Here is a 23,499-nt window from a genome sequence, read left to right as displayed (position 1 = left end):
ACGGTAGTTCGCAATCACAAGTCCATGTGATCACATGTCACGAGGTGACTCAATGGAAAACACGAACACGGCGGAGTTCTCACCGGTCAAAACTGCGGGCGCTATCGCTTCAGGAGCCCTTGTCGGCTTCCTGCTGGTCGCAGCCAACGGCCTGTTCGCACTCCAGCGATACGGTAGCCAATTGGGGGCGGTCATGGACCCCTGGTCCAACAGCGTCGCGGCAGCTACCGACCCACACGGGTCGCCCTTCGCGGTGGCTGGCGCAGCAGCGTTGGGAGCTCTAGCCATTGGGAGCATCCTTCTCCCCAGAGCCAAGCGCTCGTTCACCACGACCTACGCATGGAGCCTTGTCGCGTCAGGCGTAGTCTCGGTATCGATCGGGGTAGTGCTCGCATCGCACCTGGGCCTGCAGTACGAGCTTGAAGCAGGTGATGGCCCCTCCGCCGGTATCCGGGGGTGGCTCGAGTATGGGAGCGCCGAACCAGCCGTCTACGTCGTGCTGTTCACGGCCACGGCGGTCGCTCTGCTCGGGCACGCGCAGAGCGAGAAGCGCCCAGCAGAGACTGGGCCTCTGAGCGATTTGAGCTGAGCCACCGCAATCACGCCGCTCAACACAGATGGGGTGCGGGCCGAAGCCCGCACCCCATCTGTGCACTATCCGGTAGGCGTTATACCGACACGAAGTAGAGCCGCTTGTTGGCGAACTCACCGATGCCGACGGGGCCCATCTCGCGGCCGAAGCCAGAGCGCTTGACGCCGCCGAACGGGATCTCGGCTGCCTCAGCCGCGATGATGTTCACGTGCGCCATGCCGACCTCGAGCTTCGAGGCGACGCGCGCAGCACGCGCCTCGTCGGTCGAGAACACCGAACCACCGAGACCGAGCGCGCAGTCGTTTGCGAGCTCGAGTGCCTCTTCGTCGCTGTGCACCTTGTACACGGTCGCGACGGGCCCGAAGATCTCTTCCTGGTACGACGCGGAGTCGCGCGGCACACCCGTGAGCACTGCCGGCGAGTAGTAGGCGCCGGGGCCGTCCGAGAGCACGCCACCGGCCTCGAGGGTCGCGCCCTCTGCGATTGCCTGCTGCACCTGTGCGTTGACTGTCTCGGCCGCCGCACGGGTCGAGAGCGGAGCGTACTCCCCCTCACCCAGGTTCAGCTGGTCTCCCGGCTTCAGCCCCTCGGCGAGCTTCTTCAGTTCGGCAACGAACTCGTCGTAGATGTCTGCCATCACGATCATGCGCTTGTTCGAGTTGCAGACCTGGCCGCCGTTGTAGGTGCGGAACTCCCAGGCTGTCTTCGCGATCTCAGCGACGTTGTCGCTGTCGAGCACGACCATCGGGTCGATGCCGCCGAGCTCAAGCACAGCCTTCTTGAGGTGAGTGCCAGCCTGCGCGCCGATGATGGCGCCTGCGCGCTCGGAGCCCGTCAGCGAGACACCCTGCACGCGCGGGTCAGCGATCATCGTCGCGATCTGGTCGTGCGAGGTGAACAGCGCCTGGTAGCCGCCGACAGGAACACCAGCCTGCTCCATGATCTCCTGGATCACGAGGTTCGACTTCGCACAGATGTCTGCATGCTTCAGCATGATGGTGTTGCCGAGCACAAGGTTGGGCGCCGCGAAACGAGCAACCTGGTAGTACGGGAAGTTCCAGGGCATGACACCGAGCAGCACACCGATCGGCAGGTGCTCCATCACGGCCTTGCCGGGGATAGTGCTCGGGATCTCGTAGTCGGTGATGAGGCCCGGCCCGTAGACCGCGTAGTACTCGATGATGTCTGTCGCGAAATCGACCTCGTCGAGGCTCTCGGCGATCGACTTGCCCATTTCGAGGGCGATGATCTCAGCGAGTTCCTCACGGCGCTCAGCAAAGATCTCGGCGACTCGCTTGACGACTGCGGCGCGCTCCTGTACGCTTCGCTCGCGCCACTCGCGGTAGACGGAATCGGCGGCGGCGAGCTGCTGCTCGACCTGCGCGTCGGTCGCGGATTCGAAGCTCTCGATAATCTCACCCGTTGCGGGGTTTTGCACTCGATACTTCGCCATGGATATCGGTTTCCTGTCTGCACTCCCGTGCAATTGAACGGCACCCAATGGATATGCCATTACTGTGGTTGATCGCATCACCAACCGGCGCGGTTGCCCGGCTACTCCGGCGGTCAAGCGGATCCATTCTATCGGTGGCTGCCAGGGAAACCACTGGTCTCGCACACCACTGCAGCACAGCGCACACCTGTGCCGGTCTGCCGACGCCCGGGTTACCGAGGCGGAAGTATCCAGCGCGGTATCCCGACACCGCTTACGACAATCGCGGCCACGGTGAACGGGACCATGCCGAGCGCGAGCATCGAGAGACCGGTACTTCCAGCGAACTCAACAACTTGGTGGCTCAGCACAAGCTGGGTTCCGGTTTGGAATGCCGTGTGAAACCCGACGGACATCCATATGGATCCAGTGAGCATTCGCAAGTATCCGAACCCGATTCCCATCGCCAGAAACAGCGAGAGATCAGTCGGGTCCCAGCCCTGGCGGATCACCCCGGCAAAGAGCACAAACGCCACGGCCTGGGCGACAACGGTGCCCCAACCACGAGTAATTCTGCCGAGTGCGGTCGTCACGTAGCCGCGAAAGACAGCTTCCTCAGGGATCGCTTCCGTGACGAGTACGGCTACGAGCACAAGTCCGAGTGTCTGCCAGAGCTCTGCCGCGGGAGCCGTTACGCGGAGCGGGCTTCCTCGGAGCGCTAGCACGCCAAATGTCCCGGCCGCGGGAACGGCCCACAGGAGCGCTCCCCAGACCGCGAGCCGCCACCCGCCGCGCATCGAGGGAAGCCCTACATCTGCAATCCGCGTGCCGTCGGCGCACCGCGCCAACAGTGCGATCACCAGGAGAGTTACGGAGCTCAGCGCGATACCCGCACCGATCCTGATCGCAAGCGTCGCCGGGTCAGACAGATTCTCGTGTGGTGGCACTACGACTGTCACAACAGCTAGCCCAACCCACAGCGGGAGCACCGCCGCTGCCACACGCCACGCGGCACCGACGCCGCGACGGGCAGACCCCTCCTGGCGTGGTGTCACGGAGCTACTCCTTGGCGGCGCTGCAGCGGTTACTCACTTCACTCTAGCCGCCACTGGCGCGCCAACTCACTTACGAGTTTGGATCAATCGGGTTGAATTCGTGCCGCTCGGCGTCGGGCTCAGTCTCCATCGTCGGGTAGTCGTACTCGCCGCGCAGCCTGCCGATCGCGTCGCGGAATTGCGCTTCGAGCGCGCTCACCGCTGTCTGCGTGTTTCCGAGCTCAAGGCCCGAGAGCAGGGCTTCGTAGGTTGGCGAGACCGATAGGCGAACTGCGAACCCATCATCCGCGCTGAAACTCGCGAGGCGGGTCTCCATCACCAGCGTTGACATCATCCGGGACAGTCGGTAGCTGCCGGCGAAGTCGACGAGTAATTGATGAAATGCCAGGTCGGCGTTTCCGATCTCGAATGCGTCCTCGCCCAGCTCGGTGGCCTGCGCAAACACTTCGAACGAGCCGCGTAATGCGCTCAGCACTTCGGCGTTTCGCGATTCCGCAATCGCCAACACTGCGCGGGATTCGACGGCGAGACGCGCGTCGTACACGTCGTCAATCGCGTCGCCCACGATTCGGGTGACACGCAGTCCGCGGCCTGGTGAAGCGGTCAGGATTCCCTCCTGCACCAGCCGCTGGGCGGCCTCTCTGAAGGGTGCTCGGCTGACGCCAAGTTGGGAGGAGATCTCGACCTCACGAACTGGAGCACCAACCGGCAGCCCGCCGGTGAAGATCGCCTGGCGCAGCTCACGGGCAATCAGGTCGACCGTTGAGCTTCGGGCGAGCGGCGCCATCTGGCGCGGCAAGCTGGTGTGACTCAGACCTAACATGCTGGGGCTCCGTTCACGCGGTCGGCTCCACGTAGGCATCGCCCCGCGGGGTGCAACGATTCTTGCTCTTTGTCGACAATCTTACACTCTGAGTATCTTTCAGTCTGCGATCTGCATAAGCTCGCTGAGGTCAGCCCCTGGCACAGGCAGTGCCGGGCCTTTCGACAGGAAACGGGGACCAATGACCAGCTTCAAACACCGCCTTCGCACTCGCACCGCCATCTCAGCTGTGCTCGCGGGGAGTGCGGCGCTGCTCCTCGGAGCGTGCAGCACGAGCTCCACACCAACAGCCGACGGCAACACGCTTGAACGCCTCCAGGAGGACGGCTCCATCACACTCGCGATCGCCGACGAGCGCCCCTACTCTTGGGTAGACGAGAACGGCGAGCCGACCGGTGCCACCATCGCTATGCACAAAGAGATCTTCGCAGGCCTCGGCATAGCCAACGTCGAGGTCGTCGAAGTCGACTGGAACTCGCTCATCCCTGGCTTAAACGCTGGCCGCTTCGACGCCATCAGCGCCGGCATGTCCATCCTGCCCGACCGCTGTGAACAGGCCGCATTCAGCGACCCAGAGATCATGTATACGACGGCCCTCGCTGTCCCGAAGGGCAACCCAGAGCAGCTCACCGATCTCGACTCGATCGCCGCCCGCAATGGCGAGGTTACCCTCGCGGTGCTCGGTGGAGCGGTCGAAGCCGACTACGCCCGAGAGCTCGGTATCGCAAACACCCTGCAGGTCGACAACGCGCAGGCCGGCATCGAGGCGGTGCAGAACGGCCGCGCCGATGCGTTCACGCTCACTGCGGTGTCGTTGAACTGGATGGCTGAGAACCGTGACGACATCGAAGTGACCGGCGCGTTCGTGCAGTCAATCGACGGCGTCGAGCAGATTGGCGCTGGCGGAACCGTGTTCCGCAAGGCTGATTCAGAACTCCTTGAGGCCTATAACGAGCAACTCGCGAAGATCACCGGCGATGAGGCCTCCTACCTCTCGCTCGTGGAAGACTTCGGCTTCACCGCGGAGAATCTGCCGCCCACGAGCCTGACGACCGCGCAGCTCTGCTCGGGCGAACTGGACTAGCGGGGCGCAAAGGTCGTGGGGGAGGATTTTGAAGCACTCTGGCGAGCCTGGCCGCGCGTCATGGAGGGGCTCGGCATTACTGTCACGCTCACCATCGGCGGGGCGCTCCTTGCGTTCGCTGTCGCAGGGACACTCGGGCTCATGGCACGCTCGGAGCGTCGCACGGTTCGCGGCGTCTCACGGGTCATCGTCGAGTTCTTTCGGGGGACATCGCTCGTCGTGCAGCTCTTCTTTTTGTTCTTCGTACTGCCGCTGTTCGGCATCGAACTCTCGCCAATACTCGTCGGCGTGCTCGGACTCGGGCTCAACTACGGAGCCTATGGCGCAGAGGTCGTGCGCGGCTCGATCAATGCGGTACCCGCCGGGCAGTGGGAGGCTTCGGTCGCCCTCAGTATGTCTCGCGTCGGGCGCATGCGCCGCGTGATTCTTCCTCAGGCCTGGGCGATCATGCTGCCGTCGCTCGCAAACCTCCTCGTGCTGCTCCTCAAGGGCACCGCCATTGTGAGTTTCATCACCATGTTTGACCTCACCGCGTCGATCAACAAGCTACGCATCGACACCAATGTGTTCTTTGCGTATTCCGTCGGCCTACTCATGTACTTCGCGCTCGCCTGGGCGCTGAGCTTCGTCATGCTCTGGCTCGAGGCACGCGCGAAACGACGACTCGGTCGCGGCACACCGTTCACGGACCTCATGCGTAACTCGACGTCGCAGGCGCCCGGATCCGATGTGGCGAAAGCCGTGACCGTCGCAGGAACTCGGTGAGGATCGCATGACCGACGGAATCTGGAACTGGCAGTACGCGTTCGAAGCCCTCCCCGTATTGCTCACCGCGTTCGTTCAAGTGACCCTGCTCGTCACCATCCTCGGAAGCGCGATCGCGGCGGCCCTCGGCCTCGTCATCGCGATAACGAGGCAGAGCGCGCCAAAGCCGCTCGCGCGATTAGTCGGAGCCGTGGCGAACTTCATCAGGATGACCCCGATCGTGGTCCAACTACTCTTCGTCTATTACGCTGTCCCGGCAGTTTCCCCGGTCACCATCGGCGTCATCGTGTTTGGCGTGCACTATGCCACCTACATGGCAGAGAGCTATCGGGCCGGGATCGAGTCAGTGCCACCCGGGCAGTGGGAGGCCAGCACCGCACTCAGCATGTCGCGCGGTCGCACATGGTGGGCAGTCGTCATCCCGCAAGCGCTGCGCAATACGCTTCCCTCACTCGGCAACTACGTCATTGCGATGTTCAAGGACACCCCGTTTCTCATGGCCATCACCGTAACCGAGCTCGTCAGGGCCGCCCAGCTATTCGGCGGTCAGCATTTCCGCTACATCGAGGCGATCACCATAGCCGGAGTGATCTTCTTGCTCGCCAGTTACCCGACTTCCCTACTCATCAGCCGAATGGAGAAACGACTTGTCGCTCGCACCTAATCCCCGCCCCGCTCTCAGCACCACTACAGGCGACCCCTCCCCCGCCTCGGCCGCGTCCAAACAGTCTCCAGCGATCGACCTGACCACGGCAACACACACCGGAGCGGTCACACTCCCACACGAGGAAACGGCAGCGATCCATTTCGAGGGCGTCGAAAAGCGCTTCGGCGACAACGTAGTGCTACACGGACTCGATTTCTCGGTCCGCGCGGGAGATCGAGTCACACTCATCGGCCCGTCAGGATCGGGCAAGACCACCATCCTCAGACTCCTGATGACGCTCGAGGACGCGGACGGGGGCTATATCTACGTCGATGGCAAACCGCTCACGCACCACCGAGTCGGAGACCGGCGCGTGGCGTTGAAGGAGAAGCATCGCACCGAGATGCGCAAGCGCATCGGCATGGTGTTTCAGCAGTTCAATCTCTTCCCAAACATGACCGTTCTCGAGAACATCATCGAGGCGCCCGTGCATGTGCTCGGCGTGCCGAAGGCGGCGGCGCGAGCGCGCGCGCACGAACTCCTCACCAAGGTCGGCCTCCCAGACAAAGCCGACGCCCACCCCTCGCAGCTCTCGGGCGGGCAGCAGCAGCGCGTCGCGATCGCTCGTGCGCTCGCCATGGATCCCGAAATCCTACTGCTCGACGAAGTCACGAGCGCTCTCGACCCCGAGGTCGTTGGCGAGGTCCTCGGGATCCTCACCGACGTTGCCCGCGACACCGACGTCACAATGCTCATCGTCACCCACGAGCTCCAGTTCGCGCGCGAGGTCTCCAACCGAGTACTCATGTTCGACGGCGGCGCCATCGTCGAAGAAGGCGACCCAGAGACCCTCTTCACCAATCCACAAGAGCAGCGCACCAAAGAGTTCCTCTCGGCCGTGCTCTAGGACAGCCGACGGAGCCAGCGAAGACCGGTCACCCACTACGTAATTCCCCGCAGCACGCACGCAACAACTCGCTTCTGCCCGCTACGGAAGGCTCTCGAGAACTAGCGTGGATGGTGAGAGCGGGCCCCGCGACTGTTGCACCCCCATAGGCGCAAGCCTCATGCAGCAGTTCGGTGGACCGGTCTCCTTCTCGCAGCTGCCGGGCCTTGGTTTTACACCAAGTCCCGGCAGCTTTTTTGTGTCACGAAGTGACCCGCAACCGTCTGCGTCGGCGTGGCGGGCGGCGCCACAACCGCGAAGGGGGCTGAGACCGGAATCAGATTCCGGCCCCAGCCCCCTCATTCGAGGAACTCGTTAGTGGCTAGCCACCTGAGTCTCTTCTTCCTCCCGCTTGCGGCGTTTGAAAGCCACGAGCAGCAGGCCCGCTCCGAGGAGCAGCGCACCGCCAAGCAGTGCCGCCTAGCGCGCCCGAGCCCCACCCGCGTGTCGGCTGCGCTCAGGCCGTCACTCGCCCCGCTGGTAGATGTCTGGGATACCGTCGGCGTTCTCGTCGACCGCGTCGCGAAGCGCGATGCGCTTGTACTGGCGATTTCGGGTGATGAGAAGGGCAGAGGCGAGCACAGCCGCGATCACTGAGGCAGCGAGGATCGCGACCTTCGCCGTGTCTGCCTCCGCCGACCCCGGCGCAAAGCTCAGTTCGGCGATGAGCAACGAGACAGTAAATCCGATGCCGGCAAGCAGGCCGACTCCGGCCATGTCGATCCACTTGAGGCCAGGATCGAGCTTGGTGCGCATGAGCGAAGTGGTGAGCCAGGTCGTCGTGAGGATACCGATCGGCTTGCCGAACACGAGGGCGGCGACGATGGCCATGGTGAGCGGGTTGGCTATCGCGGCGCGGATCCCGTCGGCCCCGCCGACAGAAACGCCAGCTGCGAAGAAGGCGAACACGGGCACTGCGAACCCTGCCGAGAGCGGCCTGAAGCGGTGCTCGAACTCTTCGGCGAGCCCCGGGGTGTTCCCCCCAGCATCGCGGTCTGCGCGACGATGCAACACGGGAATCGTGAAACCGAGCAGTACGCCAGCGATCGTCGCGTGGATGCCCGAGGCGTGCATCAGTGCCCACGCAACCCCTCCGATCGGGAGGAGCACGAGCCAGGCGGCGAAGGCGTGCGCCCCGAAAAAGACGCGGTAGCGCTGCGCAATGACCCCGTACAGCGCGATCACCGCGAGCGACAGCACAAGCGCGAGCACCTCGATGCTGTCGGTGTAGAACACGGCGATGATGCTGATCGCGAGGAGGTCGTCAACGACCGCGAGGGTGAGCAGGAAGATGCGCAGGGCGGGCGGCAGGTGCGAGCCAATGATCGCGAGCACCGCGACGGCGAACGCGATATCCGTGGCGGTCGGGATCGCCCAGCCGCCTCGGAGCGCCTCGTTCTGCGAGGCAATTGCGACGTAGATGAGCGCCGGCACGGCGACACCGCCGACCGCCGCCGCGATGGGCACGATCGCAGTGCGGATGTTGCGCAGGTCACCGGCGACGAACTCGCGTTTGAGTTCGAGCCCGACGAGGAAGAAGAAGATGGCGAGCAGACCGTCGGCGGCCCATGCGCCTAGCGAGAGCCTGAGGTGCCAGGGCTCGTAGCCGATCGTGAAGTCGCGAAGCGCGAAATAGCCCGCCGCGGCAGGCGAGTTCGCCCAGACAATGGCGATGAGCGCGGCGACGACGAGCAGTATCCCGCCGACGGTCTCCTTACGCAGGAGCTCGGCGATGCGGCGGGCTTCGGCGAAGCCGCCGATGCGCGGGAACGTGGGGCGTGGGGTCGATGAGGTCACTGGGTCTCCGGGTGGCGTGCGTGCGAGGAAATCTCACCCGGCCAGGGCAGGACGCAGTTCCTGTGCGCCTGACATCAGGCGACGAGGAATCCCGCTGGTGGTCGGGGTAGCGCAAGCGCCACTATCGGTGTGGTGCCAGACAGCATCGCTCCCCACGACGAGACGTAACCGTTCGTGCCAGGCTGGGGCACCGCCCACACGGTCGGGGCGAGTATCACCCCACTGGCTCGATGTGTCATGCCGTACAACCTACCATTCGCGGGTGAACAGCTCGTGGGGGCGCTCAGGCGTTGGCGCAGCCGGTCGACCGAGAGCGAGTGCGCGGCCGACCGGCTGCACCCCAGCTAGATCATGTACTCGAGTTCCCGGTAGCTTCCCCGGTGAAAGACGAGGGGTTCAACGTCTGGCGCCGTGTGCAGGGCGTCCACCCGCACGAGGAAGATGAGGTGGTCACCCGCCTCGATCTCGCGGTCGATCTCGCCCGCGACCCAGCCCGTCACCTCGTCGAGCACCGGCGAGCCGTTGTCGACCGCAGGGGTCCAAGCCACACCCTGCCACTTATCGGTGCCCGACCTCGCGAACTGGGCGCTCAGGTGTCGCTGCGCCGAGCTCAGAAAGTTGATGACGACCCTGCCACGCTTGCGCACCGCAGCGAGACTCTTTGAGGAGCGCGAGATGGAGAACGACACGAGCGGCGGCGTGATCGACACGCTGTAGAACGACTGGCAGGTGAACCCGACCGGGCCCGTGTCGCCCTGCGTCGTGACGATAGTGACGCCAGAGGGGAACGCGCCCATCACGTCGCGGTAGCGCCTCGTACGTGCCTCCTCCGCAGTAGGTTCAGCCAAGCGCCGCACCTCGCGTTCGCCGGCCGCGATGCGAACCGGAAGCCGGTTGCCCGCGGCAGGCAGCGGGCATACGAACTGATCGCTGAACGCGCACGGCGGCAGGTAGGAGCGGTTGAAGTCGATCACGGTGCGCCCGTTCGCGTCTGGCGCCGGCACCGTGAGAAACCTGAAGCCGTAGCTCTCAACACCGTTTGTTGCGTCGCCGAAGACAACCGAGATCGGGCCGCCGCGCACGGTGCCGGCGAGCCGGTGTTCGACGCCGGCGAGCTCGAACACGAGATCGCCTGAGGTCTCGGCGATCGTCTGGTGCCCGTCTGCGAGTTCGATGGGCACCGCTCGCGGGCGGGGGTCGAAGCGCGCGGGGACCACCCAGGCAGGATCGGGCGCGAACGCGTCGATCGATTCGAGCCCGGTGCGCCCGGGGGTGGCGGGGTCGAACACCCGCACCGCAGGCACTCCCTCGCGCGCAAACGGCCGCACGGTGAGCGTCCCGGCCCGCACCTCGGCGTGGGCGCCGGCATCGGCGTCGCCCCGTGGCTCGCCGAGGCGCAGGGGCGCTTGGGCGTGCTCGCCCGTCGGTAGCGTGTAGTCACCGGGAGCGAAGCCGGTCGCGGTGAGCACCCCGCCCGGTGCCGACCACAGGCCGGGAAGCCCGGCAACCGCCCGCGGCTCCTCGCCAGTCACCCACTGTGTGAGCACGAGCGCTGCCGGCCCGGTCGGCGCTGTCGCGGCGCCGAGGCGCCCCTGCTGCCACTCGGCCCACTCCCGCTCGAACACAGCCCTGTCTGGCTCGAAAGCTGCAGTGTCGGGGACCACATCGGCGTTCGCCTCTGGCCCCCGGGCGGGCGCGAACTCAGCCGTCCCGGCGGAACCGGCATCCGGTGGCACTCCCCTTTGCCCGGCGGCAGCGGGATCCGGTGGCACGCCCCCTGATCCGGAGCCGCGCGCGACGCCTGCAATGTCCTCGGCGACGCTTCTCGCGGGAGCCGGGTTCACGACGCGACCCCGGCTTCCTCGTGGGCGAGCAGCTCGGCACGACCGGTGGCCCAGCCCTTACGGACGAGCGGCACCACCTCGTCGAGCAGAATCTTCGCTTTCGCGATGGTCTCGTCGATGGTGTGCAGCGCGGGGTGAATACCGAGCACGAGTTCGTCGGTGAGGAGCACCGTCGGGTCTGCGAGCAGGTCTGCGGCGAGCGCCTCTGGGTCGCCCCAGACGAAGTTGTCTGAGAGCAGCTGGTCGGCGGGCGAGTATTCGGGGTTCACCCTGCCGAGGATGCCCGCGTACTCGTTCCACCTGGCGGCGGTTGCGGATGCCTCAGCGAGCGCCGCGCTTGTCGTCGCCCCGGGGTACGCGCTGCGCGACGTGACGACGTACGGGGTGCGAGTGTCGCCCCAGGTCTCGCGGAAGACGCGCCGGTAGTCGAGCACGGTGCGCAGCTGCCTGCGCTGGAACGTCTGGCGCTCCCCCGGCTCGCGCTCAGGGCCGTTGCCGAACCGTTCGAGGATGAAGCCGTCGCCGCGCTCGGCGGCGTACCTGATCGTCTTGTCGTTCGAGCTGCCGTGAAACAGGCGGCCCTGCAACGAGGTGTTCGCAGGGTAGATCGACTGCGAGCCGCCCTCGACCTGGTTGCCCTCGAGCGCCCAGTGCAGGGTCTCGATCTTCTCGCTGAAACTCTGGTCGCGGTCTGGCGAATACGCCTCGAACACCTGGTACGAGTCGCTCGGCACACCCTTCCCGAGCCCGACGAGCAGGCGCCCGCCCGACAGGTGGTCGATGACAGACAGCTCTTCTGCCGCACGCACCGCGTCGTCGAAGATGATGGGAAGCACGGCTGTTCCGAGGCCAATCCGCTCGGTCGATGCGGCGAGCGCCCCGAGCAGGCCGTACGGGCTCGGCGCCGCGGCCCAGCCGCTGCCGAAGTGGCGGGTCGCGATCCACGCGCTGTCGTATCCCTGCGCTTCGAGCGCCTGCACGAGGCGGATGTTCTCGCGGTAGATCGACGCGGTGTCTTCGCTCTGGTCGAAGTGGGTGATGAACCCAATGCGCAGCTTCTCGCCGATGTCGGTCGTGCCGAGCGGGCTGCGCGTGCCAGCCTGCGGGTGAAGTGGTGGTGTGGTCATGAGAGTGCTCCTCGTCGTGTCGTGTGTGCGTGCCGCCGCCGTATCGGCGTCACTGTGCTGCCTGCTGTCGCCGCGTCGGCGTCACTGTGCTGCCTGCTGCGCCCCGACGAGGCGCCGCACGTCTGGGTCTTGCACGCCGCCGTCGCTGTAGGGGGTGAGTCCGTGGGGCACCGGGCGATCCTCGATCCCCCTGTCCTCCCATTGCACGCTCGTGCGCGGGGCGTCGTCTTGCAGCTGGGCGAGCTGCGGGGCAAACAGCTCGATGGATTCGAGCACGTGCGCGTGCTCGACGCGGGGGCCGTGGAACTGAATGGCTGTCTCTTCGGTGCCGCCGAACTGCTCGGTCCACTCCCAGATCTTGTCGGCGACCTGCTCGGCGGTGCCGACGGCGAACGACAGTTTCTCTGCGATGTCATCGAACGCCTGGCTGTCCGGCCCGCCGCGCCAGTCGGTGCGGAGGTAGACGGCAGCGTACTCCCGTAGAAACTCGACCGCGCGCTCGCGGGCGATCTCAGCCGTCGGGCCGACGAGGCCCGAGCGCAGGTGGATGACCTCGCCGCCAGGCACCGCTTCCCGGTACTCGTCGTTGATCTGCAGCCGCTGCGCGAGCGGCAGCGGCCGCGGGATCATGAGCCTGAAGCCGTGCTTCGTCGCGAGCGGGATCGCGTTTCGGCCTGCGGCAGTCCAGATGATGTCTTTCGCGGGCCGCCCGGCTGGCGGCGAGATGCGCACGTCAGAGAAGTTGTAGAACTCCCCCGCGTAGTTCACCACGCCGTCGTCGAAGGCCTGGGTGAGGATCTCGTGGACCTCTTTCGCCCGCCGTGCCGCGTCGTCTGGCTGAAACCCCCACACCGCCGCGAGTTCGGGCGTCGTCATTCCAGTGCCGACGCCGAGGTCGAGCCTGCCGCCAGAGAGCGCGTCGACGAGCGCGGCCTGCTCGGCGAGCCTGATCGGGTGGTAGTAGGGGGCGCAGGCGATCGATGTGCCGAGCCTGATGCGCGTGGTGCTGCCGCTGAGCCGCGCGAACAGCGTCAGCGGGTCGGGCACCTCACCGCGCGCCTGGAAGTGATGCTCGGTCACCCATGCGCCATGGTATCCGAGCGTGTCGCCGAGCACGATCTGCTCCTCGATCTCGCGGTAGAGCTGTGCTGGTGACTGGCCAGGCGAGGTGTCGCCGTAGTAGAACAGGTCAATCCGTGGCATTGCTGTGGTCCTTTCTCAGTGGCTGCGGCAGCCCGCGGGCTACTGTGCGAGCCAGACGTCGTAGAACGAATCGGTGTAACCGACGGCGTCAAACTTCCAGCCGCTGACGCTGTCAGTCGTGCCGACGATCTTCTTCGGCACGTAGATCGGCACAACGTAGCCCTCGTCGAGAATGCGATGCTGCACCTCGTGTGCCGCGTCGATGCGCTCCGCAGGGTCGAGCGAGCTTGTGATGATCTTGTAGGCGTCGTCGATTGCCGGGTCGCTGAGTAGGCCGTAGTTGATGCCTGAGCCGCCGTTCGAGCTCGGAATGCCGCCCGTGGTGAACGGGTAGACGGAGGTACCAACGTCGGCGAAGCCGCGCGACGAGTCGGCGAGGTGGTGCTCGCCCTTCGCGAGCTGCGCGGTGTACGCGGCGGTGTCGTACGGGGTGCGAATCACCTCGAAGCCTGCGTCTTTCAGCGACGACGCGATGGCCTCGCCGAGCTGCTGGCGCTGATCGGTCTGCTGGTACAGGCTGTCAACGCTCCAGTTCAGCGTGAGCCGCTTGCCGTCTTTCACGCGGTAGCCGTCTGAGTCGACCTCGGTGTAGCCCGCTTCGTCGAGCAGCTTCGCGGCGTTCTCAGGGTCGTAGCCCCAGCTGTCGACGAGCGACTCGTCGAACGATCCCTCGGGCGGGGTGCCTGGCAGCGTCGTGCTCCACGCCTTCTCGTAGACGCCGGCGTAGACGCCCTCGAGCAGGCCGTCGATGTCGACAGACTCCCTGAACGCGAGCCGCACGTTCTTGTCGTCAAACGGCGCGAGGTTCGGGTTCAGCGCAACGTAGTAGGGGGTGCCTGTGTTGTCTTTCTCGAGCACGGTGAGCCCTGCGCTCTCAACCTCTGGGATGTTCAGCGGCGGGATCTGGTCGATCGCGTCGGCCTGCCCCGATGTGAGCGCGCCGATGCGGGCCTGCGTCTCGGGCACGAACTGGATGACGACCTCGTCGAGGTACGCCGGCCCCTCGTGCTCCCACGTTTCGGGCGCCCAGTCGTAGTCGTCGTTGCGTTCGAGCACGAGCTGCGACCCCTTCGAGTACTCCTTCACTTTGAACGCGCCGGTGCCGATTGAGAGTTCGGGCGACGCCGCGAGCTCTGCCGAGGTGTGCTCGCTGAGCACCTTGCCCGAGTAGATGGGCCAGTGCGGCGTCGACAGTGCGTGGATGAACGCCGCGTTCTGCCTCGCGAGCACCACCTCGAGCGTGTGCTCGTCGATGACCTTCGTCGACGCGATCCCAGTCGACACCGTCGCGAGATCGGGCTCGGCGAGCGGGCGGTCGAGGTTGAGTTTCAGCGCCTCTGCGTTGAACGGGGTGCCGTCGTGGAACGTGACGTCGTCGCGCAGGGTGAACGTGTAGGTGAGGCCGTCGTCACTGATCTCCCACTTCGTCGCGAGCCCAGGCTTGTAGGTGCCGTCGTCTGCCTGCGCGACCACGGTGTCAAAGATGGAGCTGTTGATCGAGTTCGCGTTGAGGCTCGGAATGCGCTGGCCGTCCCACACCGGCGGTTCGGTGTTCGCGAAGTAGGTGAGGGTGCCGCCAGCGGTCGGATCCGCCGAGGCTGCAGCGCCGTCGCCAGCGTTCGCGCCCGCTGTCGTGCAGCCTGACAGCGCGAGGAGCGCGGTCGCGGCGATCGCTGGGATGGTGAGGAGTCTTCGATTCATGATGTTGGGGTTCTTTCGGTGGTGTCGGTGAGTATTGGGGTGGGTTCTGGTGCGGGCTCGTCGGCGACCCTGAGGCGCGGGATCGCCGCGAGAAGCTCGCGGGTATAGGAGTGCTTGGGTGCGGTGAAGACCTGCTCGGTGCGCCCGGCTTCGACGATGCGACCGCCGCGCATCACGATGACCTCGTCAGCGATGCTGCGGATCACGCCGAGGTCGTGCGAGATGAAGAGCAGCGAGACGCCGAGCCGAGACTGCAGCTCGGTGAGCAGGTCGAGCACCTGCGCCTGCACGGACACGTCGAGCGCCGAGACCGCCTCGTCGCAGACGATGACCTCGGGGTCGGTCGCGAGCGCGCGGGCGATGGCGACGCGCTGTCGTTGCCCACCCGAGAGTTCGAGCGGGGTGCGCGCGAGGTGCTCGGACCCGAGCCCCACCTGTTCGAGCAGGCGCACTGCACGCTCGGTGTGCTCCGGTCGGGGTACGCCGACCGCGTGGAGCGCCTCGGTCAGGATCCCGCGCACGTCGGCCCGCGGATCGAACGAGCCGAGCGGATCCTGCGAGATCGCCTGGATCCTGTGCCGTCGCGAGCGCCTGCCGCGCTCGCGTGCCGCTGACCAGACATCGCCGTCGAGCAGCACCTCGCCCGCGTCGAGCGAGGTGAAGCCGAGCACAGCGTTCGCGGCGGTTGACTTGCCTGAGCCTGACTCGCCGACGATGCCGAGCGTCGTGCCGCGGTTCAGCGCGAACGAGACGTCGTCGAGGGCGAGCGTGTGCCCGCCGCCGGGCCGCGCGTAGCGTTTGCGCAGGTTGAGCGCCTGCAGCACTGGCACCGGGTGCGTCGACGTGTTGCTGGCCGGGGCCGCGTCGGCCCCGGGCGCATTGTGCGACGGCGCATCGGAAACCGGGGCGCCAGGCACCGGCTCACCAAGCACCGGCGCATCGTCTGCCGGCGCATCGGCGCGATCCTGATCGCCAGGAAGCGTCTGACCCGCCTGGCGCCGCCTGTCTCGCTCGGCGGGAATCGCGGCGAGCAGCATCTTCGTGTAGTCGGTGCGCGGGGCGCCAAGCACCTCGGCGGCAGGGCCCTGCTCGACGACCTCGCCGCGGTGCAGCACGAGGATCTCGTCTGCGAGCTGCGAGACGACGGCGAGGTCGTGGCTCACGAGCAGCAGCCCGGTGCCCTCCGCGCGCAGTTCGCCGAGCAGCGCCAAGATCTGCGCCTGCACGGTCACGTCGAGCGCGGTTGTCGGCTCGTCGGCGATGAGCACGCCGGGAGCCCCCGCGACCGCGCTCGCGATGAGTGCGCGCTGCCGCAGCCCGCCCGAGAGCTCGTGCGGGTATTGGCGGGCACGCACCGCGGCGTCTGGGACCCCGGCGCGTTCGAGTAGCTCGGTGGCGCGCGCCGCCCTGTCCCCGCCGCGGAGCTGTCGGCGGGCTGCCGACGTCGGCGCGAGCGCTTCCGCGATCTGCGGGCCGACGCGCATGAGCGGGTCGAGCGAGACGAGCGCGTCTTGCAGCACGAGGCCGACCTCGCTGCCCCGCACCGAGCGCCAGTCGCGTTCGCTGAGCTCGGTGAGGTCGCGGCCCGCGAGCCGCAGTCGCTCCGCGGTCACTGCCCCGCCGCGGCCGACGAGGCCGAGCAGGCTGCGAGCGGTGACAGACTTCCCAGACCCCGACTCCCCCACGAGCGCGACGCACTTGCCCGGAGTGAGCGTGAACGAGACGTCGCGCACCGCGACGAAGTCGTCGAACGTGACAGTGAGTCCGCGCACTTCGGCGAGCGGCGCGTGAGCGGTGCCAGTCATAGTGAACTCCGTTTCGTGATGAAGCGCTGCTGCGCAAAGCGGCCGACGACAGTGATCGAGACGACGGTGATGGTGATCGCGAGGCCCGGCCAGATCGCCACCCACGGCGCGATGCTCAGGTACTGCCTGGCCTCAGAGAGCATGAGCCCCCACTCGGGCGTCGGCGGTACTGCCCCGAGCCCGAGGAAGCTCAGTGAGGCGCCGAAGATGATGCTCACGCCGACCCCGAGCACCGCGTGCACGAGCACAGGGCCAAGACTGTTCGGCAGCACGTGCCGCAGCACGAGCGTTGTCGGGGTGAGGCCGAGGCCGATCCCTGAGCGCACGAACCCTGTCTCGCGCACCCTGAGCACCTCGCCACGGACGAGGCGCGCTGAGCCAGGGATGCGGCCGAGGCCAACCGCCCAGATGAGGCTCCACTCGCCCGGCCCGAGCACGGTGATTGTGACGAGAGCGACGAGCACGTCGGGGAACGCGAGCAGCACGTCGAGCAGGCGCGTGATCGCGCGATCCAAGCTGCCGCGCGCATAGCCCGCGATGACGCCAAGCAGGATGCCGCCGGCGAGGCCGATGACAGTCGCGCCGACACCGAGCAGGATCGAGTACCGTGCGCCGTACACGAGACGCGAGAACAGGTCTCGGCCGAGCTGGTCGGTGCCGAGCCAGTTCTGGGCGCTCGGCCCCGCGAACGAGTTCGCCGGGTTGCTCCCGTAGGGGTCGTGTTGGGCGACGAGGCCCGGCGCGAGCGCCGCAAGCACGAGGAGAGCGAACACGGCGAGCGCGACGATCACCCCGAGTGGCGGGCGGCCCGGGCGGGCGGCCCTGCCGATCGGCGACAGCGTCTGGCGTCCCGCGGCTTGAGCGCCTGGCCTGGCTGCGGCGCCAGCGTCTGGGCGCTGCTCGCGAACGATGCGGCTTGCCATCATGCCTCCTTCAGTCGCGGGTCGATGAGCGGGAGCAGCAGATCGACGATCGTGTTGATGACGATGAAGACGACAGCGGCGAACACCACGAAGCCGAGCACGACTGGCACGTCGCGATCCTGCAGCGCGAGCACGATCACGCGGCCGATGCCCGGGCGGGCGAACAGCGTCTCGATGACGACGGTGCCCGTGAGTAGCGACCCGAAGAAGATGATGCTGAGCGTCAAGACGGGCACGCTCGCGTGCCGCAGCAGGTGCCGCGACCGGAGCGCCGCCTCGCCAACGCCGCGCGCACGCACAGTCGTCACGAACGGCTCGTGGAGCTGGTGCTCGATCCGCTCGCGCAGGAGCTGCGTCATGACGCCGACGAGCGGCACGGCGAGCGTGACGACTGGCAGGATCAAGCCCGCAGGCGTATCGCCGCTAAACGCGGGTACCCAGCGCAGTCCGAACGAGAAGACAGTCATGAGCACGATGCCGAGCCAGAACGACGGCACCGACACGGCGATGATCTCGAGGCCCTGCGCGATCAGCCTGACGCCTGGCCGCTCGCCGCTCGTGGCGAGCGCAAGCGCGACAGCCGCGACGACGGCGACGAGCATCGCGGCGACTGTCAGCTCGACCGTCGCACCGAGCTCGCTGAACAGCACCTCTGTGACGGGCGAGCCGCGGTGATAGCTCGTGCCGAGATCTCCCTGCACGACGCCCCAGAGGTAGCCGAAGTACTGCACGATCGCTGGCCTGTCGAGGCCGTAGTGCGCGGCGATCTCCGCGCGCATCTCGGGCGTCGCGTCTTGCACGCCCGAGAGAAGCACGTCGAGCGGGTCACCCGGAATGAGCCGCAGCGCGAGAAAGGCGACCGTCGCCGCGAGCCAGACGACGAGCACGAGGTCGAACAGGCTGCGCGCGAGGATGCGGAGCCAGCGCGGGGCTCTACGTCGATCCTGCGCGGCGGCAGCGAGCGGTTCGCTGCCGCCACCGCGACGCTCGCCTGTCAGCGTGGCGACACTCACGACGTCCACCGCCTGACGCCGCCGTTCTCGTCGAACTCCGCCCGCACCGCGGCCCGGAGCCCGCCGTCTGCGAGGTAGTCGGCGGCGAGCCCGGCGAGCGCGATCGCTGCGTCAACGAGCGCGTCGATCGCGGGCGGTTCGACAGTCGATGCGGCAAACGCTGCATTGTGCGGGAGCACGTCTGCGGGGCCGCCGAGGCCGAGCGCCGGGTGCACCGCAGGGATCGCCCAGCTCACGTTGCCCATGTCAGTCGACGGCCCGCCCAGACGGACGCGACTCGGCGTGACTGGCACCCTACGGCCGCGGCGTTCAAGCCGCCGCGCCCAGTGCTTCGTGAGCGACACGTTCGGCTTCAGCGGCAGGTACGGCGGCTCGAAGTCGACGTCGATCTCTGCGGTCGTGCCAGTCGCGAGAGCTGCGGCCTCGAGCGCGTCGATCACGCGCTCGGTGAGCACCTTCAGCGTGTCGATCTCGCTCGAGCGCACAAGAAACTCGGCCTCGGTGAGCTCGGGCACGACGTTCGCTGCCGCGCCGCCGTTCGTGATGATCCCGTGGATCCTGTCGATCGGCAGGATGTGTTGCCGCAGCTGCGCGATCGACTGGTAGGCGGTGACGACAGCGTCGAGCGCGTTGAGCCCGAGGTACGGGCTCGCCGCCGCGTGGCCCGCGCGGCCGTGATACTTCACCCGGAGGCGCCGCACCCCGCTCGTGCCAGAACCGTAGATCGGCGACACCTCGGTGCCGACCGACGGGTGCACCATGCCTGCAGCGTCGACGTCGTCAAAGCCGCCCGCGCGCAGCACGTGCTCCTTGCCTCCGCCGCCCTCTTCCGCAGGGGTGCCGATGATACTCAGCCTGCCGCCGAGCTCTCCGACCTCTGGCGCGAGCGCGGTGAACGCACCCGCCGCTATCGCCGCAATGATGTTGTGGCCGCAGGCGTGACCGATGCCTGGCAGCGCGTCGTACTCGGCGACGATTGCGAAGTGCGGCTGACCCGCCCCGACGCTCGCGCGAAACGCCGTCGGGACGCCGAACGACCCGACCTCGACCTGATGGCCCTTGGCGGCGAGCAGCTCAGAGATGCGGGCGACGCTCCGATGCTCTTGAAACCCAACCTCGGGGTGCTCGAACAGCTCGACCGCGAGCGCGCGCAGCTCGTCGCGTGCGGCCTCGACGCGGTCGGTGATCCTGCCGTGCAGGGCCTCGGGGGCGCCCGAGAACTCGCTCACCGCCGTGACGCCGGCCTCGCGCGCGGCCTGCTGCGGCTCGGCGTCGGCGTAGGCGATGTAGGTCTGCAGCGGGTCGGTGCCCGTGCGCTGGGCTGCGGCTGCGGCCTGAGTTGCTGACTGAGTTGTCGGCTGAGTTGTGAGCTGGGTAGTGGCGGTCATGCGTGCTCCTTCGGAAAGCGTGGGTCAAATGGGGTGTCGCCGACGATGGCCGCGACTGCGGCCTCGACCTCGGAGACGACGCAGGAGTCGAGCCGTACGCCCGCCGCCTGCTGGTTCTGCACGAGGTGGATGAGCGAGCGCGAGCCCGCGACCGCCGCGGCGTGCGGGTACACCGAGAAGATCCAGGCGAGGCTGAGCTGGTGCGCGCTCAGGCCGACAGTGTCGCCGATGCGTCCGAGCTCGGCGAACAGCAGCGCCTTCTGCTCGCTTTTCAGGCCGCGGCCGACGAGCGGCCAGTACGCGACAAACGGGATCCCGAGCCTGTCGAGCCGGGCCGCGAGCTCGCCGTTCTGACGGGCGACGACGCTCAGCAGGCTCTGCACAGCCGCAAGCGACGGCTCGAGGGTGAGCACCTCGTCGAGCTGCGCGGCCGAGGGTTCGCTCACGCCGATCGCGCCGACGTCGCCGCGGTCGCGCGCCTCCTGCAGCACGCCGAGCTGGTCGGCGAGTGGCACCGCAGGGTCGATGCGGTGGAGGTAGAGCAGGTCGATGCGGTCGCGGCGCAGCCGCTGCAGGCTCAGGTGGATCTGCTGGCGCAGGTAGTCGGGCCTGCCAAGCACGCCCCAGGCGTCTGCTGCGGGGCGGAGCATGCCGACCTTCGTCGCGACGAGCACGTCGTCGCGGTTTCCGAGCGCCTCGCCGATGAGCCGCTCGCTCACGCCGGGGCCGAGCGCGTCTGCGGTGTCAACGTAGGTGAAGCCGGCCTCGACTGCCGCGAGCAGCAGGTCTTTCGCCGCGGCCGGGTCAGCCGGCTCGCCCCAACCGTCGCCGGCGGTGAGCCGTGCTGCGCCGAACCCGACGCGCGAGACGCGGTGCCCGGCAAGCTCGATTTCACGTTCGCCTTGCGTGACGCCGCGCGCCTGGCTCCCCGTCTCTGCGTGTGCGGTGCCAACGCTCCCCGTGTGTGTTCCCACTTCGCTTCCCCTCGCTGCTTCGCGGGCTGTGATTCAGCCCAGCGGATATCGACAGAATCTAATGGGAGACATAACTAAAGTGAAAGTCTTGTTACGCGGTGACGGCGCGAATTGTGTCGGATTCCGTCACACTTCGACACGGTTCGTCACAGAGGAATAAATTTCGCGGGCGGCGGCAACGCCAGCTGGTGGCGCACGGAAGCGCCACTGCCCAGGCCCCGTCACGCGGCAAAGCACAGCGACAGAGCACAGCGGCAGAGCACAGCGACAGGGCGACAGTCGCGCCGCGCACGCCCTACCCGCGCACTGGCCACGATGCGTCACACGCCCCGTGTCACCGCGCGGGCTTCACGCCCGGTGCCGTCACGCGGGCTTCACGCCCTTTGGCGAGGTCTCCATGGAGTACCCGTCGGGAACCTCGATCCGCGCAAACGACCGGGGCTCCGGCCCCACACGGCTGCGACCGGCCTCGCCTCAGCGGCCAACCCTGCGGTAGCGAATGTGGGTGGCGAGCGGGGAATGAAGTGTCTCGACGGGCTCGAACGGAAAGCTCGTTACCCCGTCGAACAGGCGCTCGCCCGCCCCGAGCAGCACCGGCGCAACATCGAGCACAAGCTCGTCCACGACATCGGCCGCGAGCGCCTGGCGCACTGTGGAAGCGCCGCCGGCCACATCGACTCCCCGACCCTCTGCTGCGGCGAAGGCCTGCGCGTAGGCGGCGTCGAAGCCCTCGGTCACGAAGTGAAATGTCGTCCCGCCTTCGAGCTCGATTGACTCGCGAGGGTAGTGCGTCAACACGAAGACTGGCGCGTGGTACGGCGGCTCGGCACCCCACCACCCGTGCCAGTCGGGCTCCCACTCTCCCCTGATCGGGCCAAACATCTTGCGGCCCATCACGTATGCGCCGCGGGGCCGCATGAGCCACGAGTTCGCGACGGAGTCGGCTTTGTTCGCCCGGGCGTCGCCCATGTGCCAGGCGTGCAGCTCCTGGCCGCGGATGCCGAGCCCGTTCGCGAGGCTCTGCTCGGGCCCAGCAACGTAGCCGTCGAGCGATATTGACATGTGGCACGTGGTGTCGCTCATGGTGCGCTCCGTTTGCTCGGCCCGGCCGATGCGTCTGCGGTGACGTCGGTGCCGAGACTTGCAAGGGTACTCCGCTCAGCACCGATTGCGCGATACCCGGTGCACGCGAGCGCGACAGAAACGTCCCACAATAGACCCATGACTGGTTCAGCCTGGCCCGAGCTGCTCGACCGTGTGCGGAGCGACATCCCCGCCCTCCTCGCCGACTTCCTCGAGGAGCTCGCGCGACTCGACGGGTACGCCGCAGGCGTCGTTCCGCACGATGACATCGAGCGCACGGCTGTCGGCGCGTTCGAGATCTTCCTCGCGCGGCTCGGCGACACTGACGACGCTGAGCGGTCAGCACAATTCTCCGGCGAGCTCGGGCGAAAGCGAGCACGCCAGGGCATGCGCATCGACCAGTTCATGGAGGGAGTGCGCATCAACTTCAGGGTGCTGTGGCGGGCGCTGCACCGGGCCGCGGCTCCTGACCTCGTCGACGAGCTCGTCTCGAACGGCGAGCGAATCCTCGGCGTCGTCGAACGCTACGCGACGGAGGTGCAGGCCGCGTTTCTCGAGGAGTCGCAGCTCATGGCGCAGCAGCGACGGACTGCGAGGGAGCGCGCGCTCGCCAAACTGTTCGCGCGCGACATCGACTCAGCCTCGCTCGCCGCTGCCGCAGAGCTGCTCGGTCTGCGCGCCGACGCCACCTTCGAACTCGTGGCGCTCCCTGGCGCCGACGATCCCCGCGTCATTGTCACGGCGCAGGCCTGGCGCGGGGCGCTGCTGCACGTTGAGGGCGACGTCGCGTTGCTCTTTCGCGAGCGGGAGGGCCGCAGCGCGGCTGAGCCCGACGGCTTCCTCGCGCAGCCTGGCGCGCACATCGCCGAGGTGCGTGGCGTCGACTCCCTCGCCAATGCAGCTGCGCTTGCCAGCGCACTGACCCGCGCCACCGGCGGCGCCGAGCCCACGTCGCTGCGGGAGGGATTCGCGCAGCTCCTGCGCCCCGATTTCGCCACCCTCATCGCCGGTTTCGAGCACGAGGTCGTCGGCGACTGGCATGCAGCGCCAGCCGACGAGCGCGACAGGTTTACGGAGACAGTTCGCGCGTTCGTGAGATCAGGATCGATCCAGGCCACCGCCGACGACCTCTTCGTGCATCGCAACACCGTGTTCAAGCGGCTGCGGGCGTTCACCAGACTCACGGGGCTCGACCTCACCGTGCCGCGCGACGCCGCAATCGCCATGCTCGCGCTGCCACTCGGCCCGTCCGGTTCCGCCCCGGCGGTGTCGGAATGAACACCGGCGAGGCAATTTCG

The 23,499-nt window shown here is 67.2% G+C and carries 22 protein-coding genes; 6 read left to right on the top strand and 16 right to left on the bottom strand.

The window, feature by feature from the left end; translation table 11 throughout:
- Nucleotides 1–52: 52 nt before the first annotated feature.
- Nucleotides 53–589, top strand: a complete 537-nt coding sequence (locus KI794_RS03450; RefSeq protein ID WP_255809160.1) for a hypothetical protein — start codon at nt 53–55, stop codon at nt 587–589.
- Between the two features lie 79 nt (nt 590–668).
- Here KI794_RS03450 and KI794_RS03445 read toward each other — a convergent pair whose 3' ends face one another.
- From KI794_RS03445 to KI794_RS03435, 3 genes are all read right to left on the bottom strand, one after another.
- Complete coding sequence (locus tag KI794_RS03445; RefSeq protein ID WP_255809159.1) at nt 669–2,045, bottom strand: NAD-dependent succinate-semialdehyde dehydrogenase; 1,377 nt, start codon at nt 2,043–2,045, stop codon at nt 669–671.
- A 212-nt stretch (nt 2,046–2,257) separates the two neighbouring features.
- On the bottom strand, nt 2,258–3,079 hold the full coding sequence (locus KI794_RS03440; RefSeq protein ID WP_255809158.1) for a CPBP family intramembrane glutamic endopeptidase: 822 nt from the start codon (nt 3,077–3,079) through the stop codon (nt 2,258–2,260).
- A 70-nt stretch (nt 3,080–3,149) separates the two neighbouring features.
- On the bottom strand, nt 3,150–3,902 hold the full coding sequence (locus KI794_RS03435) for a GntR family transcriptional regulator (RefSeq protein ID WP_255809157.1): 753 nt from the start codon (nt 3,900–3,902) through the stop codon (nt 3,150–3,152).
- 181 nt (nt 3,903–4,083) lie between these two features.
- Between KI794_RS03435 and ehuB the strand changes: the two genes are divergently transcribed.
- From ehuB to ehuA, 4 genes are all read left to right on the top strand, one after another.
- On the top strand, nt 4,084–4,986 hold the full coding sequence (gene ehuB, locus KI794_RS03430) for an ectoine/hydroxyectoine ABC transporter substrate-binding protein EhuB (RefSeq protein WP_255809156.1): 903 nt from the start codon (nt 4,084–4,086) through the stop codon (nt 4,984–4,986).
- Nucleotides 4,987–5,001: 15 nt separating this feature from the next.
- Nucleotides 5,002–5,751 (top strand): ectoine/hydroxyectoine ABC transporter permease subunit EhuC, encoded by a 750-nt coding sequence (ehuC, locus tag KI794_RS03425; RefSeq protein WP_255809155.1) that lies wholly within the window; start codon nt 5,002–5,004, stop codon nt 5,749–5,751.
- A 7-nt stretch (nt 5,752–5,758) separates the two neighbouring features.
- The gene (gene ehuD, locus KI794_RS03420; protein ID WP_255809154.1) at nt 5,759–6,415 is read left to right on the top strand and encodes an ectoine/hydroxyectoine ABC transporter permease subunit EhuD; all 657 of its coding nucleotides are present in this window, start codon (nt 5,759–5,761) and stop codon (nt 6,413–6,415) included.
- A gap of 136 nt (nt 6,416–6,551) precedes the next feature.
- Nucleotides 6,552–7,304 (top strand): ectoine/hydroxyectoine ABC transporter ATP-binding protein EhuA, encoded by a 753-nt coding sequence (gene ehuA / locus KI794_RS03415; protein ID WP_255809728.1) that lies wholly within the window; start codon nt 6,552–6,554, stop codon nt 7,302–7,304.
- A gap of 354 nt (nt 7,305–7,658) precedes the next feature.
- Here ehuA and KI794_RS16270 read toward each other — a convergent pair whose 3' ends face one another.
- From KI794_RS16270 to KI794_RS03355, 13 genes are all read right to left on the bottom strand, one after another.
- Complete coding sequence (locus KI794_RS16270; RefSeq protein WP_370647875.1) at nt 7,659–7,757, bottom strand: hypothetical protein; 99 nt, start codon at nt 7,755–7,757, stop codon at nt 7,659–7,661.
- Between the two features lie 51 nt (nt 7,758–7,808).
- A complete protein-coding gene (gene nhaA, locus KI794_RS03410) occupies nt 7,809–9,140 on the bottom strand; it encodes a Na+/H+ antiporter NhaA (protein ID WP_255809153.1) in 1,332 nt (443 codons plus the stop codon).
- Nucleotides 9,141–9,214: 74 nt separating this feature from the next.
- Nucleotides 9,215–9,379 carry a hypothetical protein gene (locus KI794_RS03405; RefSeq protein WP_255809152.1) on the bottom strand — a complete coding sequence of 55 codons (165 nt, stop codon included), beginning with the start codon at nt 9,377–9,379 and terminating at the stop codon, nt 9,215–9,217.
- 105 nt (nt 9,380–9,484) lie between these two features.
- Entirely contained in the window at nt 9,485–10,984 is a 1,500-nt protein-coding gene (locus tag KI794_RS03400) for a flavin reductase (protein ID WP_255809151.1), read from the bottom strand.
- Nucleotides 10,981–12,111, bottom strand: a complete 1,131-nt coding sequence (locus KI794_RS03395) for an LLM class flavin-dependent oxidoreductase (protein WP_255809150.1) — start codon at nt 12,109–12,111, stop codon at nt 10,981–10,983. Before KI794_RS03395 ends, KI794_RS03400 begins: the two co-directional genes overlap by 4 nt.
- A gap of 81 nt (nt 12,112–12,192) precedes the next feature.
- On the bottom strand, nt 12,193–13,314 hold the full coding sequence (locus tag KI794_RS03390; protein ID WP_255809149.1) for an LLM class flavin-dependent oxidoreductase: 1,122 nt from the start codon (nt 13,312–13,314) through the stop codon (nt 12,193–12,195).
- A gap of 39 nt (nt 13,315–13,353) precedes the next feature.
- Nucleotides 13,354–15,015, bottom strand: a complete 1,662-nt coding sequence (locus KI794_RS03385) for an ABC transporter substrate-binding protein (protein WP_255809148.1) — start codon at nt 15,013–15,015, stop codon at nt 13,354–13,356.
- Nucleotides 15,012–16,820 carry a dipeptide ABC transporter ATP-binding protein gene (locus KI794_RS03380; protein WP_255809147.1) on the bottom strand — a complete coding sequence of 603 codons (1,809 nt, stop codon included), beginning with the start codon at nt 16,818–16,820 and terminating at the stop codon, nt 15,012–15,014. Before KI794_RS03380 ends, KI794_RS03385 begins: the two co-directional genes overlap by 4 nt.
- Nucleotides 16,817–17,743 (bottom strand): ABC transporter permease, encoded by a 927-nt coding sequence (locus tag KI794_RS03375; RefSeq protein ID WP_255809146.1) that lies wholly within the window; start codon nt 17,741–17,743, stop codon nt 16,817–16,819. The genes KI794_RS03380 and KI794_RS03375 overlap by 4 nt, the downstream gene beginning before the upstream one ends.
- Nucleotides 17,743–18,756: an ABC transporter permease gene (locus KI794_RS03370; RefSeq protein ID WP_255809145.1), complete on the bottom strand. Its 1,014-nt coding sequence runs from the start codon at nt 18,754–18,756 to the stop codon at nt 17,743–17,745. Before KI794_RS03370 ends, KI794_RS03375 begins: the two co-directional genes overlap by 1 nt.
- A complete protein-coding gene (locus tag KI794_RS03365; RefSeq protein ID WP_255809144.1) occupies nt 18,753–20,144 on the bottom strand; it encodes an amidohydrolase in 1,392 nt (463 codons plus the stop codon). The genes KI794_RS03370 and KI794_RS03365 overlap by 4 nt, the downstream gene beginning before the upstream one ends.
- The gene (locus KI794_RS03360; protein ID WP_255809143.1) at nt 20,141–21,118 is read right to left on the bottom strand and encodes an aldo/keto reductase; all 978 of its coding nucleotides are present in this window, start codon (nt 21,116–21,118) and stop codon (nt 20,141–20,143) included. Before KI794_RS03360 ends, KI794_RS03365 begins: the two co-directional genes overlap by 4 nt.
- A gap of 474 nt (nt 21,119–21,592) precedes the next feature.
- Nucleotides 21,593–22,201: a dihydrofolate reductase family protein gene (locus tag KI794_RS03355; RefSeq protein ID WP_255809142.1), complete on the bottom strand. Its 609-nt coding sequence runs from the start codon at nt 22,199–22,201 to the stop codon at nt 21,593–21,595.
- A gap of 138 nt (nt 22,202–22,339) precedes the next feature.
- Between KI794_RS03355 and KI794_RS03350 the strand changes: the two genes are divergently transcribed.
- Nucleotides 22,340–23,479, top strand: a complete 1,140-nt coding sequence (locus KI794_RS03350; RefSeq protein ID WP_255809141.1) for a helix-turn-helix domain-containing protein — start codon at nt 22,340–22,342, stop codon at nt 23,477–23,479.
- Nucleotides 23,480–23,499: the final 20 nt, after the last annotated feature.

The sequence above is a fragment of the Leucobacter aridicollis genome, from assembly GCF_024399335.1.
Taxonomy (GTDB): Bacteria; Actinomycetota; Actinomycetes; order Actinomycetales; family Microbacteriaceae; genus Leucobacter; species Leucobacter aridicollis_A.
This window is presented reverse-complemented; position numbering and strand designations above follow the sequence as displayed.

What these genes read in the sequence shown, in the direction of transcription:
- KI794_RS03450 (WP_255809160.1), top strand. Translation starts at nt 53, where the DNA reads ATGGAAAACACGAACACGGCGGAGTTCTCACCGGTCAAAACTGCGGGC.
- KI794_RS03445 (WP_255809159.1), bottom strand. Translation starts at nt 2,045, where the DNA reads ATGGCGAAGTATCGAGTGCAAAACCCCGCAACGGGTGAGATTATCGAG.
- KI794_RS03435 (WP_255809157.1), bottom strand. Translation starts at nt 3,902, where the DNA reads ATGTTAGGTCTGAGTCACACCAGCTTGCCGCGCCAGATGGCGCCGCTC.
- ehuB (WP_255809156.1), top strand. Translation starts at nt 4,084, where the DNA reads ATGACCAGCTTCAAACACCGCCTTCGCACTCGCACCGCCATCTCAGCT.
- ehuD (WP_255809154.1), top strand. Translation starts at nt 5,759, where the DNA reads ATGACCGACGGAATCTGGAACTGGCAGTACGCGTTCGAAGCCCTCCCC.
- KI794_RS03405 (WP_255809152.1), bottom strand. Translation starts at nt 9,379, where the DNA reads ATGACACATCGAGCCAGTGGGGTGATACTCGCCCCGACCGTGTGGGCG.
- KI794_RS03395 (WP_255809150.1), bottom strand. Translation starts at nt 12,111, where the DNA reads ATGACCACACCACCACTTCACCCGCAGGCTGGCACGCGCAGCCCGCTC.
- KI794_RS03390 (WP_255809149.1), bottom strand. Translation starts at nt 13,314, where the DNA reads ATGCCACGGATTGACCTGTTCTACTACGGCGACACCTCGCCTGGCCAG.
- KI794_RS03385 (WP_255809148.1), bottom strand. Translation starts at nt 15,015, where the DNA reads ATGAATCGAAGACTCCTCACCATCCCAGCGATCGCCGCGACCGCGCTC.
- KI794_RS03380 (WP_255809147.1), bottom strand. Translation starts at nt 16,820, where the DNA reads ATGACTGGCACCGCTCACGCGCCGCTCGCCGAAGTGCGCGGACTCACT.
- KI794_RS03375 (WP_255809146.1), bottom strand. Translation starts at nt 17,743, where the DNA reads ATGGCAAGCCGCATCGTTCGCGAGCAGCGCCCAGACGCTGGCGCCGCA.
- KI794_RS03365 (WP_255809144.1), bottom strand. Translation starts at nt 20,144, where the DNA reads ATGACCGCCACTACCCAGCTCACAACTCAGCCGACAACTCAGTCAGCA.
- KI794_RS03355 (WP_255809142.1), bottom strand. Translation starts at nt 22,201, where the DNA reads ATGAGCGACACCACGTGCCACATGTCAATATCGCTCGACGGCTACGTT.
- KI794_RS03350 (WP_255809141.1), top strand. Translation starts at nt 22,340, where the DNA reads ATGACTGGTTCAGCCTGGCCCGAGCTGCTCGACCGTGTGCGGAGCGAC.